The sequence below is a fragment of the Mycetocola manganoxydans genome (assembly GCF_003667545.1).
GTDB lineage: Bacteria > Actinomycetota > Actinomycetes > Actinomycetales > Microbacteriaceae > Mycetocola_A > Mycetocola_A manganoxydans.
The window spans coordinates 48,761-67,062 of the sequence record NZ_RCUV01000013.1 but is presented as its reverse complement, the minus strand read 5'-3'; the positions used below and the strand labels follow the sequence as shown (position 1 = coordinate 67,062).

The window sequence follows — 18,302 nt, the reverse complement described above, 5'->3', positions numbered from 1 at the left end:
GTCTCGCGCCGGGGACCGCCGGCCTATGGACCTTGCACTTTCTCCGCCGGGTCAGTAGAGGAAGATCGCGAGCCAGTCCCGGTTGTGCGAGTGCAGGAGCACGAGGAACAGGACGAAGTCGAACAGCAGGTGCACGCTGACGACGTATGACAGCGATTTGGTCTGCTTGAAGATCCAGCCCTGCACGAGTGCGAACGGGAAGATGAGGAACGGTCCCCAGGAGTGGAAGCCCAGTTCCCAGAGAAATGACGTGAAGAGGACTGCCTGCAGGAGGTTTGCCTGCCAGTCAGGAAAGTGCCTGCGCAGCAGTGTGAAGCAGGTGCAGATGAAGAACAGTTCATCCCAGATCCCGAGGGCGTTCGTGCCCAGGAACAGCCGCGCGATCGAGCCGGGATCGGATGCCGCCGGCCAGTTCTCGTAGACACCGGTCGGGATCATGTACACGGGCAGGATGAACCAGCCGAGAACGAGCACGGCGATCAGGTACCACAGCTCGACGCGTGTCCATTTCTGTCCGGTGAGCACCGGGAAGCGGATGGCGTGGTCGCGATAGAGATAACGCGACGCAAGGTAGGGAACGAGGACAGCAGCGGCGAGGGCGATGCCCATCACGATCATGTGATCCCACGAGATATCAGTGTTGATCTCGACGAGGCTGATGATGATGAGACCTGCCGCGATGAGCGCCACATCTTTGGCGAGAGCGCGGTTGACGACGAAGGCGGCGACGAGTGCTGCCGCGAGGACCACGTAACCGCCAGGACGCCAGTGGAGGCCGAAGAGGAGGAGCCCCGATGCTGCGATGAGGACGCCGGGGAGGAGGTTCCAGCTGAGCGCGCGGTGGGTCGTCGGTGCGCTCTCGGGCAACTTCGTCGTCATGGGGCCTTCCTGGTTGGCTGCGTTCGGATTCGAGCGTAGCGTGCCGGACACACACAACGCCCTGTCGGCCACTCCGTGGGAGCGGCCGACAGGGCGTCGACGAAATCAGTGGCTGTCGGTGGCCTGGATCTCGCTGCGGTCACCCGACCAGAGGGTGTGGAACGTTCCCTCGCCGTCGACGCGCTTGTAGGTGTGGGCGCCGAAGAAGTCCCGCTGACCCTGCACGAGTGCGGCGGGCAGGCGGTCGGCGCGCAGCCCGTCGTAGTACGACAGCGAGGAGGAGAACGCCGGCGCGGGGATGCCGGACTGGGCGGATGCGACGACGACGCGACGCCAGGCATCCTGGGCCCCCGCCATGGCCTCGGCGAAGTACGGCGCGGCGAGGAGGAGCTTGAGGTCGGGAACGTCGCTGTACGAGTCAGCGATCCGGTTGAGGAACTGGGCGCGGATGATGCAGCCGCCGCGCCAGATCTTCGACACGGCGCCGAGGTCGATGTTCCAGCCGTGCTCGTCAGCGCCAGCAGCGATGGCGTCGAAGCCCTGCGAATACGCGACGATCTTCGACGCGTACAGGGCGAGGCGAACGTCTTCGATGAACGCGTCGTGGTCCTCGACCCTCCAGGCGTCGCTCGGGCCAGGAAGGTCGGATGCCGCCTCCCGCTGCTCGGGGTGCGACGACAGGCCGCGCGCGAATACGGCTTCGGCGATGCCGGAGACCGGTACGCCGAGGTTGAGGGCTGTCTGCACCGTCCAGACGCCGGTGCCCTTGGAACCGGCCTGGTCGACGATGACATCGACGAGCGGCTTGCCCGTCTTCGCGTCGACCTGCCGGAGGACCTCCGCGGTGATCTCGATGAGGTAGCTCTCGAGCTCTCCCCGGTTCCACTCGGCGAAGACGTCAGCGATCTCGGCGGGGGACTTGCCCGTGCCGCGACGGATGAGGTCGTATGCCTCGGCGATGAGCTGCATGTCGGCGTACTCGATGCCGTTGTGAATCATCTTGACGAAGTGGCCGGCGCCGTCGGTGCCGACGTGCGTCACGCAGGGCTCGCCCTCGGCGACCGCAGCAATCGAGGAGAGGATCGGACCGAGGGTCTCGTACGCTTCGGCGGATCCGCCCGGCATGATCGACGGTCCCTTGAGTGCTCCCTCTTCTCCGCCCGAAATGCCGGCGCCGACGAAGTTGATGCCGGTTTCGCGCACCGCTTTCTCACGACGGATCGTGTCGGTGAAGAGCGCGTTACCGCCGTCGACGATGATGTCGCCCGGCTCGAAGAGCTGGGTCAGCTGGTCGATGACCGCGTCGGTGCCCTTACCGGCCTGGACCATGATGATCGCCGTGCGAGGCTTCTGCAGCGACGCCACGAAGTCTTCGATCTTCTCGGAGGCGATGAAACCCGCTTCGGGGTGCTCGCTGAGGAGGGTGTTCGTCTTCTCGACGGAGCGGTTGTACACCGCCACGGTGTTTCCGTCGCGGCTGGCGAGGTTGCGGGCGAGGTTGGAGCCCATCACCGCCAGACCGACGACGCCGATGTTGGCCTTGGCCGTTGTGGTTTCCGTCATGGGAGTCTCCTCGAGTGGTTCGCGGTTCACAGTATGGACAATCCTCGATGAGAGGAGGGATGCGATGGGGCGCTGACAGGGGGTCGGTTCCGTGTACACGCTAGCAAAACGGGCAGGCGCGTTCCGGTACATGACGGCCGGCAGCCTCGCCGGAACTGCCGGGATGGGGTGCGCTAGCGTTGATCGGGGCCAACCGAAGATGGTGGACATCGCCGAGAGGATCGTGACATGCCGAGTGACGATGGAGCGGAGGACCACGGGCTGCTTCGAAAAGCTCCTGCGGCAGGGCGCGGCCGTCAGCTCCCACGATGGAATCCACCCTCCACGATCAAGGAATCATCATGAAAATCGAGAAGGCCGAAGTCATCGTCACGAGTCCCGACCGGAACTTCGTCACCCTGAAACTCACCACGGAGGACGGGCTCACCGGTCTTGGTGACGCGACCCTCAACGGGCGCGAACTCTCCGTCGTCGCATACCTCAAGGAGCACGTCGTTCCGCTCCTCATCGGCCGCGACGCCCACAACATCGAGGACACCTGGCAGTTCCTGTACCGCAGCGCGTATTGGCGTCGTGGCCCGGTCACGATGGCCGCGATCGCCGCCGTCGACGTCGCGCTCTGGGACATCAAAGCCAAAGCGGCGGGGATGCCGCTCTACCAGCTTCTCGGCGGAGCCTCACGCACGGGTCTCATGGCCTACGGGCACGCGTCGGGCAAGAGTCTTCCTGAACTGTTCGACAGCGTGCGCGAGCACCAGGAGCAGGGGTACAAGTCGATTCGGATCCAGACCGGCGTTCCCGGCCTGAAGTCGATTTACGGCATCGCTTCCAACGCGACGTTCGAGGCCAATGCCGGCGTCCGCTACGACCACGAGCCCGCCCAGCGCGGCGCGCTCCCGAATGAAGAAGACTGGGACACCCGCAGCTACCTGCGTCACGTGCCGACTGTTTTCGAAGCCGTCCGCAACGAGTTCGGGCCCGAGATCCCACTGCTTCACGACGGACACCACCGGATGACGCCGATCCAGGCGGCAAAGCTCGGCAAGTCGCTCGAACCCTACGACCTGTTCTGGCTCGAGGACTGCACGCCCGCTGAGAACCCCGAGGCGCTGCGTCTCGTCCGCCAGCACACCACGACGCCGCTCGCGATCGGTGAGATCTTCAACACGGTATGGGACTACCAGCAGATCATCCGCGAACAGCTCATCGACTACGTGCGGAGCGCGGTCACCCACACCGGTGGGATCTCGCACCTGAAGAAGGTGCTCGATTACGCCGCCCAGTACCAGATCAAGTCAGGCATGCACGGTCCGACCGACATCTCGCCCGTCGGTATGGCTGCCGCGATGCACCTCGGTATGGCCATCCACAACTTCGGGATCCAGGAGTACATGCAGCACGGCGAGAAGACCAACAGCGTCTTCGAGCAGTCCTTCACTTGGAACGACGGCATGCTGCACCCGGGCAACAAGCCGGGCATCGGTGTCGAACTCAATGTCGACGAAGCAGGCAAATACCCCTACGAAACCGCCTACCTGCCGTACAACCGTCTCGCAGACGGCACCGTTCACGACTGGTGACTGGAAGAATCGACGCATGACGACGAACAACGAAACCTCCGAGGGCATCCAGATCATCGTGATGGGTGTGTCCGGGTCGGGCAAGAGCACGATCGGGGCGCTCATCGCCGGTGCCCTCGGGGTTCCGTTCGTCGACGGTGATTCGCTGCACCCGCAGTCGAACATCGAGAAAATGGCGGGCGGGCAGCCGCTGAATGATGATGACCGCTGGCCGTGGCTCGCGACGGTCGGGCGAACCCTCGCGGATGCCGGTCGGCGGGGAACAGGGATGGTCATCGCCTGCTCCGCTCTGCGACGTTCCTACCGGGAGGCCATCCTCGAGACCGCCCCGAGAACCCGGTTCGTGCATCTCGCCGGAACTCGCGAGGTCCTCGCGACGCGCGTGGAAGGACGCAGCGACCACTTCATGCCGACCACCCTCCTCGACTCGCAGTTCGCCACCCTCGAGCCGCTCGGAGACGACGAACCGGGCATCGTCATCAACATCGACCAGACCGTTCCGGCCATCGTCGCCGAAGCCGCTGCCGCTCTGACGGAGTCCTCGAGCGCCTGACCTCCGCCTCTGCACTGGCGTACCCGACCGTCGACCACGTCCCTTCCGCCGGCGGAGAGAGGCGGTGAAGCCATGGGGTAGACTTGGCCACTGAACTTCGGCGAGGGATGCTGTGCGTTACGGCGCAGGCAGCATCCGTGATCGACGCGGTGGGCAAGGCACCCATGGTTTCCCTCAGGAACCGGCTTTTCCTCACGCTGACATGCGTTCGAGTTGACTGGAGTCCGGTTCGCCGGGCCCCTCCCAGACCATCCGGATTCACCTCCGGTTTCACGCGAAAGAGCCCCGGCTCACCCAAGGAGAACACCATGGCTGACGACAACAAAGTAGTCGCAGAAACACGTACCAAGTTCGGCAAGGGCGCAGCCCGCAAGCTCCGTGCTGCCGGCAAGATCCCCGCCGTCATGTTCGGTCGTGGCACCGAGCCGCAGCACCTCGCGCTGCCCGCGCACCAGATCGGCCTCATCATCCGCAAGTCGAACGCGGTTCTCGAGCTCGAGATCGACGGCAAGCAGAGCCTCGCCCTCGTCAAGGACGTGCAGAAGGACCCCGTGCTCCGCATCATCGAGCACCTCGACCTCATCGTCGTCATCAAGGGTGAGAAGGTCACCGTTGACATCCCGGTCCACATCGAGGGCGAGTCCGCTCCTGGTTCCGTCGTCAACCGTGACGCGACCACCCTGTCGATCGAGGCAGAGGCCACCCACATCCCCGAGAACCTCGTCGTGTCGATCGAGGGCCTCGAGGTCGGCACTCAGATCCTCGCCAAGGATGTCCAGCTGCCTTCGGGCTCCAACCTGCTCAGCGACCCCGACCTCCTCGTCGTCGCCATCGCAGAGCCGGAAGAGACCGAAGAAGAGGCCGAAGCCGCTGCAGAAGCAGAAGCCGCGGCACCCGCAGCCGAGTAATTTCGGCCGTAAGACTGTCGAGCCTGTCCGGTTCGTGATTTCCCAAAATCGCGAACCGGCGGGCTCGTCGCCTTAACAGCAGCATTACCGAATCGCTGAAGGAACACGTATGTGGTGGAACAGGAAGAAGGAGCCGATCGTGGCGGAGAACACCTGGCTCGTCGTCGGCCTCGGCAATCCCGGTCCCGCGTACGCGCGCAACCGCCACAACGTCGGACAGATGGTCGTCGACGAACTCGCCGGCCGCATCGGTGCGGGGTTTCGGAAGCACAAGACTCCCGCTCTGGTCGCCGAGGGCTTCACGGCCGCTGGCGGCCCCAAGCTCATCCTGGCGAAGCTCAACAGCTACATGAATGTCTCGGGGGGACCTGTCGCGGCGCTCCTCACGTTCTACTCGCTCGATGCCTCCCGGCTCATCGTCGTCCACGACGAACTCGACATCCCGTTCGACACGCTCAAGCTCAAGCAGGGTGGTGGGCACGGCGGACACAACGGATTGCGCGACATCGCGAAGGCCACAGGAACGCCCGACTTCGTCCGGGTCCGGGTGGGAATCGGGCGTCCTCCCGGACGTCAGGACGCGGCCGACTTCGTCCTCAAGGACTTCGCCGGCACCGAGCGTGACGTGCTCCCCAACCTGTTGAGCGACGCGGCGGATGCCGTCACGCTCGTCGCGGAGAGCGGGCTCTCGGCCGCGCAACTCAAGGTGCACTCTCCCTCCTGAGCGGATGCTCCACCGTCCGGCTCGCTGTCGGATGGGCCGCGTAGACTGTCCCGGTGATCCTTTCGGGCTTAATCGATGCGCTTTCGCGCGCCTCCACATTTGACAATGCCCTCGGCTACGCCACTCGTGACGCGGATTTCTCCGTCACCGACGGACTCCGGGCACCCCTGGTCGCCGGCCTGCTCCGCGCCAGGCGTGCGTCGGAGAAACCGGGTGCGCTTTTCGTCGTCACGCCGACCGGCCGTGACTCCGAGTCCCTGCGCGGTGCCCTCGCGAGTGTTCTGCCCGATGCGACGATCATCGACTTCCCGGCGTGGGAGACCCTCCCGCACGAGCGGCTCAGCCCGAGCGCCGAGATCGTCGGAAAGAGGCTCACGGCTCTTCGCGTGATGGCCGACTGGGACGGTTCCAAGCCGCTCGTCGTCGTCGCCTCGGTGCGGGCAGCGCTCCAGCCCGTCGCTGACAACCTCACCGACGTCGAACCGGTCCGCCTCGTCGCAGGCGCACGCGGTCACGACCTTCAGAAGCTGTCGACGGAACTCGTCGAACTGGCCTACGTCCGCGTCGACATGGTGTCCCGTCGCGGAGAGTTCGCGGTGCGCGGCGGAATTCTCGATGTCTTCCCGCCCGTGGCGGAACATCCGTATCGTGTCGAGTTCTTCGGTGACGAGGTGGAGCAGATCCGCGAGTTCTCGGTCGCCGACCAGCGCTCGATCCCGGATGCTGTCGCTGAGGTTTCGCTTCCTCCCAGCCGCGAACTGCTGCTGAACGACGCCGTGCGCCAGCGCGCGGCCGAGATGCAGCACGAGTTCCCCAGCATGGCTGGCATGCTCGAGAAGATCGCCAACGGAATCCCGGTCGAGGGGATGGAGTCCCTCGCGCCTGCTCTCCTCGAACGACTAGTTCCGGTGAGTCACTACTTCCCGGCGGGTACCGCCGTTGCCGTGATGTCGCCCGAACGCGTCGCCACCCGGGCCATCAGCCTCTCCGAAACGAACCGGGAGTTCCTCTCAGCGGCATGGAGTGCTGCGACGGCGGGAGCCCAGGCGCCGATCGACCTCGCGAGCGGCGAGTTCATCAGCCTCGGCGACCTTCGCGACGCGACCCGCTTCACGGCGCCCGGGCAGCCCGCCTCCGATCATCCGTGGTGGACGTTCAGTACCTTCCAGCAGGGGCCGGACGACGTCCTGCCCGAGGAGCGGGAGATGGACGAGCTCCTCACCGTGCGTGTTGCCGCCGACCCTGTTCCCAGTTTCTCGGGAAACGTCGACGGTGCAATCGCGCACGTCGCCGAGCGTGTCCGGGACGGCTGGATCGTGGGCATCGCCGCCCGTGGCTCCGGTCTTGTCGAGCGTGCCCGCGATGTTCTCGCCGAGCACGAGGTGCCTGCGCGGCTCGTCGCCGAGTTCCCGGCCGAACCCGAAGCGGGAGTCGCCTACCTCGTGCAGGCGACCGCCGAGAGCGGATTCGAACTGACCGAGGCGAAGCTCGCCCTGATCAGTGAGAACGAGTTCTACGGTCGAACCATCGGTTACGACTCGCGCCAGGTGAAGAAGCTGGCGTCGCGGCGAAAAAATGTCGTCGACCCTCTGCAGCTCAAAGCGGGGGACTACGTCGTCCACCAGACACACGGCATCGGGCGATTCGTCGAACTCAGCCAGCGCGAGGTGTCCAGCGGCGGACGGAACCCCACGAAGACGCGTCGCGAATACCTGACCCTCGAGTATGCGCCGTCGAAGCGTGGCTACCCCGGCGACAAGCTGCTTGTTCCCACCGACCAGCTCGACCTGCTCAGCCGCTACGTCGGCGGGGAGGCGCCGGCGCTGTCGAAGATGGGTGGCAGCGACTGGTCGCAGGCGAAGAGCAAAGCCCGCAGGGCCGTCCGCGACATCGCCGTCGAGCTCGTCAAGCTGTATTCGGCGCGGATGGCGTCGAAGGGATTCGCCTTCAGCAAGGACACCCCGTGGCAGCGTGAGCTCGAGGAAGCATTCCCGTTCGCGGAGACCCCGGACCAGCTCACGACGATCGACGAGGTCAAAGCCGACATGGAACGGCCGATCCCGATGGACCGGCTGCTGTCCGGAGACGTCGGTTTCGGTAAGACCGAGGTCGCCATCCGCGCCGCGTTCAAAGCGGTGCAGGACGGCAAGCAGGTCGCCATGCTCGTGCCGACGACACTCCTCGTCAAACAGCACTTCGAGACATTCTCGGAACGGTTCGCCGGTTTCCCTGTGCACCTCCGCGCCCTCAGCCGGTTCCAGACCGCGAAGGAAGCGAAAGAGACAAAGGACGGGCTCGAGCGGGGAACCATTGACGTCGTCATCGGCACGCACCGCCTGCTGAGCGAGGGAATGAAGTTCAAGGACCTCGGTCTCGTCATCATCGATGAGGAACAGCGGTTCGGCGTCGAACACAAGGACGCGCTCAAGAAGCTCAAGACGAACGTCGACATCCTTGCGATGAGTGCCACGCCGATTCCCCGCACGCTGGAGATGGCGGTCACCGGCATCCGGGAGATGTCGACTCTCGCGACCCCACCCGAGGAACGGCATCCGATTCTCAGTTTCGTGGGCCCGTACAACGAGAAGCAGGTCGGAGCGGCGATCCGGCGGGAGCTTTTGCGCGAAGGCCAGATCTTCTTCGTGCACAACCGGGTGTCGAGCATCAACCGGATCGCAGCACAGATCGCCGAAATCGTTCCTGAGGCGCGGATCGCGGTTGCCCACGGGCAGCTGTCCGAGAACGTGCTCGAACGCGTCGTTGTGGACTTCTGGGAGCGCAAGTTCGACGTTCTCGTCTGCACGACGATCATCGAGACCGGACTCGACATCCAGAACGCCAACACGATCATCATCGACCGTGCCGACAAGTACGGCCTCAGCCAGCTCCACCAGTTGCGGGGCCGGGTCGGCCGCGGTCGGGAGCGCGCATACGCCTACTTCCTCTACGACGAGAACAAACCGCTGTCGGAGACCGCGCACGACCGGCTCTCGACGATCGCGGCGAACAACGAACTCGGCAGCGGAATGCAGGTGGCGCTCAAGGACCTCGAGATCCGCGGTGCCGGAAACCTCCTCGGTGGCGAACAGGCCGGCCACATCGCCGGGGTCGGATTCGACCTGTACCTGCGCATGATCGGTGAAGCCGTCTCCGACTTCCGTGGTGATGTCGCCGAGGGGCAGACCGAACTGCGCCTCGAGCTGCCTGTCCACGCGCACATCCCCGAGGATTACGTCGACAGCGAGCGGCTGAGGCTCGAGGCGTACCAGAAGCTCTCCGCAGCATCAGGTCCGGCAGCCGCCGACGACCAGATCGGACTCGTCCTCGACGAACTCACAGACCGGTACGGTGAACCGCCGGCGCAGGTGCAGAACCTGATCGCCATCTCGAAACTGCGCCAACGCGCCCAGCGTGTCGGCCTCAGCGAGCTCGTGGCCATGGGAAGCAACCTGCGAGCCGCTCCCGCGAACCTCCCCGACTCGCTGCAGGCGCGGCTGCGCCGCATGTACCCGGGCGGCAAGTACCTCGCTCAGGCGAGCGCGCTGATCGTCCCGATGCCGCAGAAGCATGGGGAGGCCCTCACCGACGCCGAACTCATCACGTGGGTCGGTCAGTTCCTCGACGCGCTGTTCCCGCTTCCGCCCCGGGAGGAACAGGCCGCCTCCTGAAGTTGTCGGTTCTCTCACGTCGGCAGCATCCAATAGTGTGGGAATCCACAGCGTCCAATGGAGGTATCCGTGGTTTTCACCGTCGCACACGCCCGAGTCCTGGTCACCGGAGGAGCCTCAGGAATGGGACGGCTCTACGCCCAGCGGGCGGTTCAGGAGCAAGCCGAATCCGTCACCCTCTGGGACATCGACCCCCTCATGCTGGATGCCACGGCGAGCGCCCTCTCCGGTCACGGCACGATCATCCACACTCGCGTCGTCGACGTCTCGCGACTCGAGGACGTGCGGGCTGCTGCTGCTCACGAACTCGATGAAGGACGCATTCCCGACGTGCTCATCAACAATGCGGGAATCGTGCGCGGCAACGACTACTTCTGGAACACAGACTCCGAACGCGACACCGAGCCGACGATGCGGATCAACGCGATCGCGCCGATGCACATCACTCGAGAGTTCCTCCCGGCGATGATCACCGACGCTCCCCGTGAAAAGCGGATCCTCAACGTGGCATCCGCTGCCGGAACCCTGTCTAACCCGCGAATGAGCGTCTACGCCGCGTCGAAATGGGCACTCATCGGCTGGAGCGACTCCGTCCGCCTTGAACTTGAACGTTCGGGCAACAGCCACGTCCGCGTCACCACTTTTTGTCCGTCCTACGTCGCCACCGGCATGTTCGAAGGTGTTCGCGGCCCGCTCATGACGCCCATTCTGCTGCCGGACATCGCCGTAGCCCGCGCGTGGCAGGCGATGCTCGCGGGAAAACCGCAGCGCATGACACCGTGGACCGTCGGCCTCGCCCGTGCCCTCAAGGGCGTGTTGCCGCCGCGTGCCTGGGACGTCGTCGCCGATCGGGTGTTCCATGTGTACTCGAGCATGGACGAGTTCACCGGTCGTGCCGATGGCGGACCGACGCGGGAGCAGACACGCGAAGCGGAGAACCGGGCATGAGCGCTCTCGAGACGACCACTCCCAGACCCCAGACGGATGCCGCAGCGGTCGTCGGCGACCTTCGCCGGACCTTCGACAGCGGAGTGACGAAGCCGCTCGGCTGGCGCGTCCGGCAGCTGACGGCTTTCAAGCGCATGCTCATCGAGCGTGGCGACGAGTTCGAGCGCGCGCTCGCGGCCGACCTGGCGAAGAGCCCAACCGAGGCACAGATCTCCGAGATCGGGCTGATCGTCGGCGAGATCGACTACACGCTCCGGCGACTCCGCTCCTGGCTTCGCCCGCGGCGGGTGCCGGTGTCGGTCGCTTTCGCGCCCGCGAGCGCGAAGGTGGTGCGGGAACCCCTCGGCGTCGTTCTCGTGATCGGGCCGTGGAACTACCCCGTCATGCTCTCGCTCGTGCCCGTTGTCGGGGCGCTGGCAGCGGGCAACACCGTCCTCCTCAAGCCGAGCGAACTGGCGCCGACATCGTCGCGGCTCATGGCCGAGTTGCTCCCGCAGTATCTGGACCCGGCAGCGGTCCGAGTCGTGGAGGGTGGCGTCGAGGAGACCACGGAGCTCCTGGCTGAGCGGTTCGACCACATCTTCTTCACCGGCAACGGCCGTGTCGGCCGGATCGTCGCACGCGCAGCGGCCGAGCACCTCACTCCTGTGACCCTCGAGCTCGGTGGAAAATCCCCTGCCTTCGTCGACGACGGTGTCGACCTCGCCGTGGCAGCCAGGCGGATCGCGTGGGGCAAGTTCCTGAACGCCGGGCAGACCTGTGTCGCACCGGACTACGTCCTCGCCACACCGAAAACCGCATCCGCGCTCATCCCACACCTCGAATCTGCGATCGCCGAGCTGTACGGCAGCGAGCCGCGGGAGAGCCGGGACTACGCGCGCATCGTCAACGAGCACAACGTCGACCGGCTGTCGGAGCTCCTGGACGGGACCACACCCGCGATCGGCGGCGGCGTGGAGAGGGCAGCGAAATACATCGCGCCGACCGTTCTCAACGGGGTCGACCCGGATTCGCCGATCATGGCCGACGAGATTTTTGGACCTCTGCTCCCCATCGTGCATGTCAGCGGGGTGAGCGAGGCCATTCGTTTCATCACCGCACGCGACAAACCGCTCGCCCTCTATGTCTTCAGCAGGAACCGGTCGGTGGAGCGACGGTTCCTGCGCGAGACGTCTTCCGGGGCTGTCGGGCTTGGCATCCCCGCCGCCCACCTGCTGGTTCCCGGCCTCCCATTCGGTGGTGTCGGGCCGAGCGGCAACGGGCAGTACCACGGCAAATATTCCATCGACACCTTCAGTCACCACAAGGCCGTGCTTTCCAAGCCGATCAACCCGGACACTCTCCGGCTCATCTACCCGCCCCACGGGCAACTCCGCGACCTGCTCATCCGCACGGTGATTGCCAGAACCTGGCGCCGCACACGATGACGGATGCCGTCGACCCGGTCCGGCCGGACTCGCTCCCCAACATGGACGCGCTCGCCGCGTCGATGAGTGTCGTGCTCGACACCTGCGTGTGGAGCCAGACGATGACACATGCTTCGCTCGTCACCTACCTGATCGAGGAGAGTTACGAACTCATCGACGCCGTCGAGGCGGAGGATCGTGACGTCATGCTCGAGGAGCTTGGCGACGTGTTGCTTCAGGTCGTCTTCCACGCCGAGATCGCGCGAAGGACGCCTGCCGAGCGGTTCTCCCTCGACGACATCGCACGTGCCGCGAACGAGAAGATGATCCGGAGGCATCCGCATGTCTTCGGCGACGAGACCGCGCACACCGTCGAGGACGTGTGGCGCGTGTGGAGCGCAGCAAAAGCAGCCGAGAAATCGACGCGAACCAGCGCGCTCGATGGCATCCCGCAGAGCATGCCAGCCCTCGCTCTTGCCGAGAAGGTCCTCACTCGGGCGGAGCGGGCCGGTCTTCCCGACCCGCGCATCCGCGGCACCGAAGGCCCACGGTTCACCGACGAGCACGAACTCGGTCAGGTGCTCCTCGACATCTCCGCCACCGCCCGCGCCCAGGGCCTCGACGCGGAACGAGCGCTCCGCACCGCCCTCCGCGACCTGCAGGACGGCATCCGCGAGCAGGAACGCGGGGGAGCGCCGGGCTGAACCGGGCGGCAGGGGAGGCCGTGCCAGAATTGAGGTATGGCCTCTCCTGTAACTCCGCCCCGTGGCATGCGCGATTTTCTTCCCCGGGACAAGGCCAGGCGGGAACACGCGCTCGGTGTCATCCGCAGCGTGTACTCGTCGTTCGGGTTCGATGAGATCGAAACCCCCGTTGTCGAGGACTTCGCGCGGCTGCATTCCGGACTCGGTGGCGACAACGAAAAACTTGCCTTCAACGTCCTCAAGCGGGGACTGACCCCCGAGGATGCCGTCACGGCGGCCGGGAAGGGAAGCCTTGACTCCCTCGCGGACCTCGGGCTCCGCTTCGACCTCACCGTTCCGCTTGCCCGGTTCTATGCCACGCACCGGGCCGAGCTGCCTCCGGTGTTCCGCGCCATCCAGATCGCTCCGGTGTGGCGCGCCGAACGTCCGCAAAAGGGACGGTACCGCCAGTTCGTCCAGTGCGACATCGACATCATCGGCGAGGCAGGCCCCATCGCCGAGATCGAGCTGATCACAGCCACCTCCGCCGTCCTCTTCGAGCTCGGGCTCACCGGCTGCCGCGTCCGGATCAACGACAGGCGCCTCCTCGTAGGGATGCTCGACGCCTTCGGATTCGCGGAAGCCGAGCACGCGAGCGTTCTCATCACCGTCGACAAGCTCGACAAGGTGGGCACGTCCGGGGTCCTCGCTGAACTGCGCGAGCGGGGAGCAACTGCTGCCGCCGTGGACCGCCTCGAGGCGTTCTTCGAGCGACCGAAACCGGAGGACCAGCCGTTCGGCGAGGCACAGATCCGCTCGCAGCTCCCAGCCGGGGTCAGCGACGACGTCATCACCGAACTCGCGGCGATCGGCACCGCAGCGGCCGAGTCGGGGAGCGGCACGACCACACCCGTCATCTTCGACCCGTTCCTCGTTCGCGGCATGGGTTACTACACCGGCCCGATCTTCGAGATCGAGCACCCGGACCTCGGCTACTCGCTCGGAGGCGGCGGCCGCTACGACGGCATGATCGGTCGTTTCCTCGGCCAGGACGTTCCCGCCACCGGTTTCTCGATCGGTTTCGAACGCATCGTAGACCTGCTCGAACTGCCGGAGGATGCCGCGAGCGAGTCGATTGCCCTCGTGTACGACCGCGATGTCACACCGGGCGCCCTCATCGCGCTGAAGTCCGCCCTCGTGGCGACAGGCAAACGGGTTCGGCTGGAGAAGCGGACGAAGAACCTCAAGGTTCTGCTGGACCGCGTCACCGGTGAAGGATTCCGCGCGTTCGCCTTCGTGACCGGCGAGACGGCATCCGTCTCCGACCTGGAGGTCAAGCCACTCGGCTGACCTCTTGCGGGCTTGAGCTTCTGCCGCCGTGACCGCGTGATCACGCCAAACAAGAAACGGACCGCGGATGCCTCTCGGCATCCGCGGTCCGTTCCTGTCAGTCTGATCAGACGGCGTCTGTGGCCTCCTGGCGGGTGGTCACGATCATCCGGCGGATGAGGAGACCCGCCACCGCGAGAACCACCAGCAGGAGGATCACCCAGAGCATCGGAGAGCTGGTGAGCTCTGCGAAGCTGAATGCTGCTGCGCCGCTGTGGAGTTCGGTGGTTCCGTCGCTGATCTCCGTGTTACCGGCGGCGAGAGTTGCCGCTCCGTCGGAGAGGGTGGTCGTCCCCTCGCTGAGCGTTCCAGCGCCCTCGGCCAGTTCCGTGGTTCCCTCGGCGAGCGCGGTGGATCCGGCGGAGAGAGTTGCCAGTCCGGCGTTGAGCGTCGCAGAGCCCTCAGCCAGCGTCTCTGTTCCCGTGGAGAGCGTCGAGGCGCCGACCGCGAGTTTGGTGTTTCCCTCAGAGAGGCTCTGTGATCCGGTGAGGAGCGTGCTGAGTCCGGCGTTGAGGCTGGTGGACCCGGCGAACAACTTGTTGACACCGGTGGAGAGGTCTCCTGCACCGGTTGCGAGGGTTGCCGCGCCGTTGCGAAGGAGAACCGATCCGGGGAGAAGTTCGGTGCGGATGCCGCTGTCCAGCTGCGCTGCACCGTCGGAGAGTGCCGGGAGGTTGGCGGCGTAGAGCAGACCACCCGTTGGGAGGACATCCTTGATCGGCGCTGTCGCTCCGAGGCCGGCTGCGACCTGACCCGCGCCCGCGCTCAGGGTGGGGAGGTTGGCCGCGTAGAGCAGACCACCCGTTGGGAGTACGTCTGCGATCGGTGCGGTCGTTCCGAGTCCTGCTGCCACCTGGCCTGAGCCGGCGGTGAGGGCCGGAAGGTTCGCCGCGTACAGCAGTCCGCCGGATTCGAGCCCTGCGGTCGGTGCGGTCGTCCCGAGACCTGCAGCGAGCTGACCGGCACCGGTTGCGAGAGCAGGGACGTTCGAGGCGTACAGCAGTCCGCCGTTCGGCAGGGCGCCCTCGATGGGGGCGGTTGCTCCGAGGCCGGCGGCGAGACTCTGTGCTCCGGTGTTCACCGCAGCGAAGCTCGCCATTCCCTTGGCTGCCGGGGCGAGCTGGGTCAGTCCGCCGGAGACCTGGCCGGAACCGGCCGCGACCTTGTCAGCTCCATCGGAGATCTGCTCGAGCGTGCCGATGAGGGAAGGGCTGGCGCCCTGAAGCTTCAGGCCCGCGATGAGGGTGTCCAGAGAGGTAGCGACCGTTGTCGCGCCATCTGCAACGTTGCCTGCTCCCGTCGTGATGGTGGGAAGGTTTGCGTTGAGCGCGGCAGCGGCGGGAGCGAGCTGACCCGTACCAGCGGCAAGAGTGTTGGCCCCGTCGCTCAATGCGACGACTCCGGAGTGCACGCTCGCGGCTCCCTGTGCCAGCTGGGTGGCACCGGGAGAGAGCTTCGTCTGTACCGCAACAGTGATCTTCTGGACCCCGTCGGCGACCTGGCTGGCACCGGGGGAGAGCTTCTCTTCAACGGCCGCCTTGATCTTGTCAACGCCCCCGGACACCTGGGCGGCACCTGGAGCGAGCTTGCCTTCGACGGCTGCCTTGATCTTGTCGACGCCGTCGGACACCTGGGTTGCTCCCGGAGCGACCTTGCCGTTGAGGCCCGAGTAGAGCGAGGAGGCTCCAGCGGAGAGGTCCGACGATCCTGCCGCGACGCGTCCCGCGCCCGACGAAGCAGTAGCGGCACCGTTGGCGAGGGTTGTTCCGCCGGTCGCCGCCTTCTCAGCGCCCGCTGCGAGCTTCTGTGCTCCTGCGGCAGCGCTCGTGGCTCCGTTGGACAGCGTCAGAGCGCCGTCCGCTGCACTGCGCGCGCCCGTGGCCACCTTGTCGCCGCCCGCGGCTGCGCTGACGGCTCCCGTTTCCAGCTTCTCGGCGCCGGCGGCGGCACTTTCTGCTCCTTCGGCGAGCGTGCCAGCGCCTTCGTCGACGGCCGTCGCACCGTCGCTGAGCTCGCCCGATCCCGCAGCGGCCAGGGATGCGCCATCATCGAGTCGCTGCGCTCCATCGCTGATCTTCTGGGTGAAGAAGAAGAAGAAGGCGATCGCGGCGATCATGAGGATGCTCAGGAAGATCGTGGCGATCTTCCACGCGAGAACGGGGGACTGGCCGTGTTGGGAACTGCTGCTCACGAAACTCTCCTGAAGTATTCCGAAGGAACCGTGGCATGACAAAGAAACGGTGCCGTCGCCGGGGCAGGCGACGGCGGAACGCGAAAAGTCCTCTTTGACGTGCGTTAGTTCGTGGTGCCGGTGAACCGGCAGGGTGTCGGGCTGTGCTCTCGGGAGCCGACTTGTGGCCGTTGACCCTGGCCGCTCTGTCGTCTCTGACCAGTGCTGCCGGGATGCTCCCTGTGCAGGGCGAACGTAGCAGCGTTAGTGATGGTGAACGAGGAATGCTCCGCTTTGTTGGGGATCTCCACAAGAGGAATCCAAGCCTGATCAGTGTTCTTTGTGCACGGGGTGCAAGAATCCGGGCGTTCGGGGGGTGGCGAAAAAACTGCACTCGTAACGCCGGTAAAGCGCATGGCTAGACTGAACCTCGGGTCAACGTCGCTCCACACATTCCACCAGCACCACCCCTGAACAGGAGAAAAACTGTGGCACTCATTGACGCTGTAGGCGCTCGCGAAATTCTGGACTCCCGCGGTAACCCCACCGTTGAGGTCGAGGTCCTCCTCGACGACGGAACGGTGGAGCGCGCGGCTGTTCCCTCCGGTGCATCGACCGGAGCGTTCGAAGCGTACGAACTTCGCGACGGCGACGCCGACCGCTACCAGGGCAAGGGCGTCCTGAAAGCCGTCGACGGTGTTCTCGACGAAATCGGCGACGCGGTCGAGGGCCTCGAGGCTGACGACCAGCGCCTCGTCGACAAGACCCTGCGCGACCTCGACGGAACCCCCAACAAGGAACGCCTCGGTGCCAACGCCATTCTGGGCGTGAGCCTCGCCGTCGCCAAGGCTGCAGCCCAGGCCGCGAACCTTCCTCTCTACCGTTACCTCGGTGGGCCGAACGCGCATGTGCTGCCCGTGCCGCTGCTCAACATCATCAACGGTGGCTCACACGCCGACAACGATGTGGACATCCAGGAATTCATGATCGTTCCGCTGGGCGCTGAGAGCTTCTCCGAGGGCCTGCGCTGGGGCGTCGAGACCTACCACGCGCTCAAGGCGCTGCTGAAGTCCAAGGGTCTCGCCACCGGCCTCGGCGACGAGGGTGGCTTCGCGCCCAACCTCCCGAGCAACCGTGCCGCGCTCGACCTCATCGTCGAGGCGATCACCAACGCTGGATACACCCCAGGCAAGGACATCGCGCTCGCGCTCGACGTCGCAGCGACCGAATTCTTCAAGGACGGCTCGTACCACTTCGAGGGCAAGCAGCTCTCAGCCGAGGACCTCAGTGCGTACTACGCCGAGCTCGTTGCGGCCTACCCGCTCGTGTCGATCGAGGACCCGCTGGAAGAAGAGGACTGGGCCGGCTACCAGCACCTCACCGCCGAACTCGGCGACAAGGTCCAGATCGTCGGCGACGACCTTTTCGTCACCAACCCCGAGCGCCTCGCAAAGGGCCTGGAGCTCAAGGCGGGCAACTCGATCCTCGTCAAGGTGAACCAGATCGGAACTCTCACCGAGACGCTCGATGCTGTCGCTCTCGCACAGCGTTCCAGCTACACCGCGATCCTCTCCCACCGTTCAGGTGAGACAGAGGACACCACCATCGCCGATCTTGCCGTTGCGACCAACGCAGGGCAGATCAAGACCGGTGCGCCTGCCCGGTCGGAGCGGGTAGCTAAGTACAATCAGCTGTTGAGGATCGAAGAAGAGCTGGGCGAATCCGCTGTCTACGCGGGTCGCTCCGCATTCCCGCGGTTCTCGGCGTAAACCGTTTCGAACAACTCCCGGTACGCGTCGACAGACGCTTGCCGGGAGTTGTGCTTAACCGT

General features: G+C 65.5%; 13 protein-coding genes. 10 read left to right on the top strand and 3 right to left on the bottom strand.

The features are described 5' to 3' along the window. Nucleotides 1–51 precede the first annotated feature (51 nt). Both D9V29_RS11910 and gnd read right to left on the bottom strand, forming a co-directional pair. Nucleotides 52–879: a CPBP family intramembrane glutamic endopeptidase gene (locus tag D9V29_RS11910; RefSeq protein WP_121673552.1), complete on the bottom strand. Its 828-nt coding sequence runs from the start codon at nt 877–879 to the stop codon at nt 52–54. Between the two features lie 105 nt (nt 880–984). Beyond that, complete coding sequence (gnd, locus tag D9V29_RS11905; protein ID WP_121673589.1) at nt 985–2,442, bottom strand: NADP-dependent phosphogluconate dehydrogenase; 1,458 nt, start codon at nt 2,440–2,442, stop codon at nt 985–987. 341 nt (nt 2,443–2,783) lie between these two features. Here gnd and manD point away from each other — a divergent pair, with 341 nt between their 5' ends. The 9 genes from manD to hisS all read left to right on the top strand — a co-directional run bounded on the left by manD (nt 2,784) and on the right by hisS (nt 14,262). Next, entirely contained in the window at nt 2,784–4,022 is a 1,239-nt protein-coding gene (gene manD / locus D9V29_RS11900) for a D-mannonate dehydratase ManD (protein WP_121673551.1), read from the top strand. 16 nt (nt 4,023–4,038) lie between these two features. Beyond that, nucleotides 4,039–4,575, top strand: coding sequence for a gluconokinase (locus D9V29_RS11895; protein ID WP_121673550.1), 537 nt, complete (start codon nt 4,039–4,041; stop codon nt 4,573–4,575). A gap of 308 nt (nt 4,576–4,883) precedes the next feature. Further along, nucleotides 4,884–5,483, top strand: a complete 600-nt coding sequence (locus D9V29_RS11890; protein ID WP_121673549.1) for a 50S ribosomal protein L25/general stress protein Ctc — start codon at nt 4,884–4,886, stop codon at nt 5,481–5,483. A gap of 109 nt (nt 5,484–5,592) precedes the next feature. Continuing rightward, complete coding sequence (gene pth, locus D9V29_RS11885; protein ID WP_121673548.1) at nt 5,593–6,207, top strand: aminoacyl-tRNA hydrolase; 615 nt, start codon at nt 5,593–5,595, stop codon at nt 6,205–6,207. Nucleotides 6,208–6,260: 53 nt separating this feature from the next. Next, nucleotides 6,261–9,875 carry a transcription-repair coupling factor gene (gene mfd / locus D9V29_RS11880; protein ID WP_121673547.1) on the top strand — a complete coding sequence of 1,205 codons (3,615 nt, stop codon included), beginning with the start codon at nt 6,261–6,263 and terminating at the stop codon, nt 9,873–9,875. 69 nt (nt 9,876–9,944) lie between these two features. Further along, complete coding sequence (locus tag D9V29_RS11875; RefSeq protein WP_121673546.1) at nt 9,945–10,823, top strand: SDR family NAD(P)-dependent oxidoreductase; 879 nt, start codon at nt 9,945–9,947, stop codon at nt 10,821–10,823. Continuing rightward, nucleotides 10,820–12,250, top strand: coding sequence for an aldehyde dehydrogenase family protein (locus tag D9V29_RS11870; RefSeq protein WP_121673545.1), 1,431 nt, complete (start codon nt 10,820–10,822; stop codon nt 12,248–12,250). The genes D9V29_RS11875 and D9V29_RS11870 overlap by 4 nt, the downstream gene beginning before the upstream one ends. Beyond that, the gene (locus tag D9V29_RS11865; RefSeq protein ID WP_121673544.1) at nt 12,247–12,933 is read left to right on the top strand and encodes a nucleoside triphosphate pyrophosphohydrolase; all 687 of its coding nucleotides are present in this window, start codon (nt 12,247–12,249) and stop codon (nt 12,931–12,933) included. The genes D9V29_RS11870 and D9V29_RS11865 overlap by 4 nt, the downstream gene beginning before the upstream one ends. A gap of 36 nt (nt 12,934–12,969) precedes the next feature. Further along, nucleotides 12,970–14,262 (top strand): histidine--tRNA ligase, encoded by a 1,293-nt coding sequence (hisS, locus tag D9V29_RS11860; RefSeq protein WP_121673543.1) that lies wholly within the window; start codon nt 12,970–12,972, stop codon nt 14,260–14,262. A gap of 106 nt (nt 14,263–14,368) precedes the next feature. Here hisS and D9V29_RS11855 read toward each other — a convergent pair whose 3' ends face one another. Then, the gene (locus tag D9V29_RS11855; protein ID WP_121673542.1) at nt 14,369–16,492 is read right to left on the bottom strand and encodes a YhgE/Pip domain-containing protein; all 2,124 of its coding nucleotides are present in this window, start codon (nt 16,490–16,492) and stop codon (nt 14,369–14,371) included. A gap of 467 nt (nt 16,493–16,959) precedes the next feature. On the opposite strand from D9V29_RS11855, the gene eno reads away from it, so the two are divergent. Further along, entirely contained in the window at nt 16,960–18,240 is a 1,281-nt protein-coding gene (eno, locus tag D9V29_RS11850) for a phosphopyruvate hydratase (RefSeq protein ID WP_121673541.1), read from the top strand. Nucleotides 18,241–18,302: the final 62 nt, after the last annotated feature.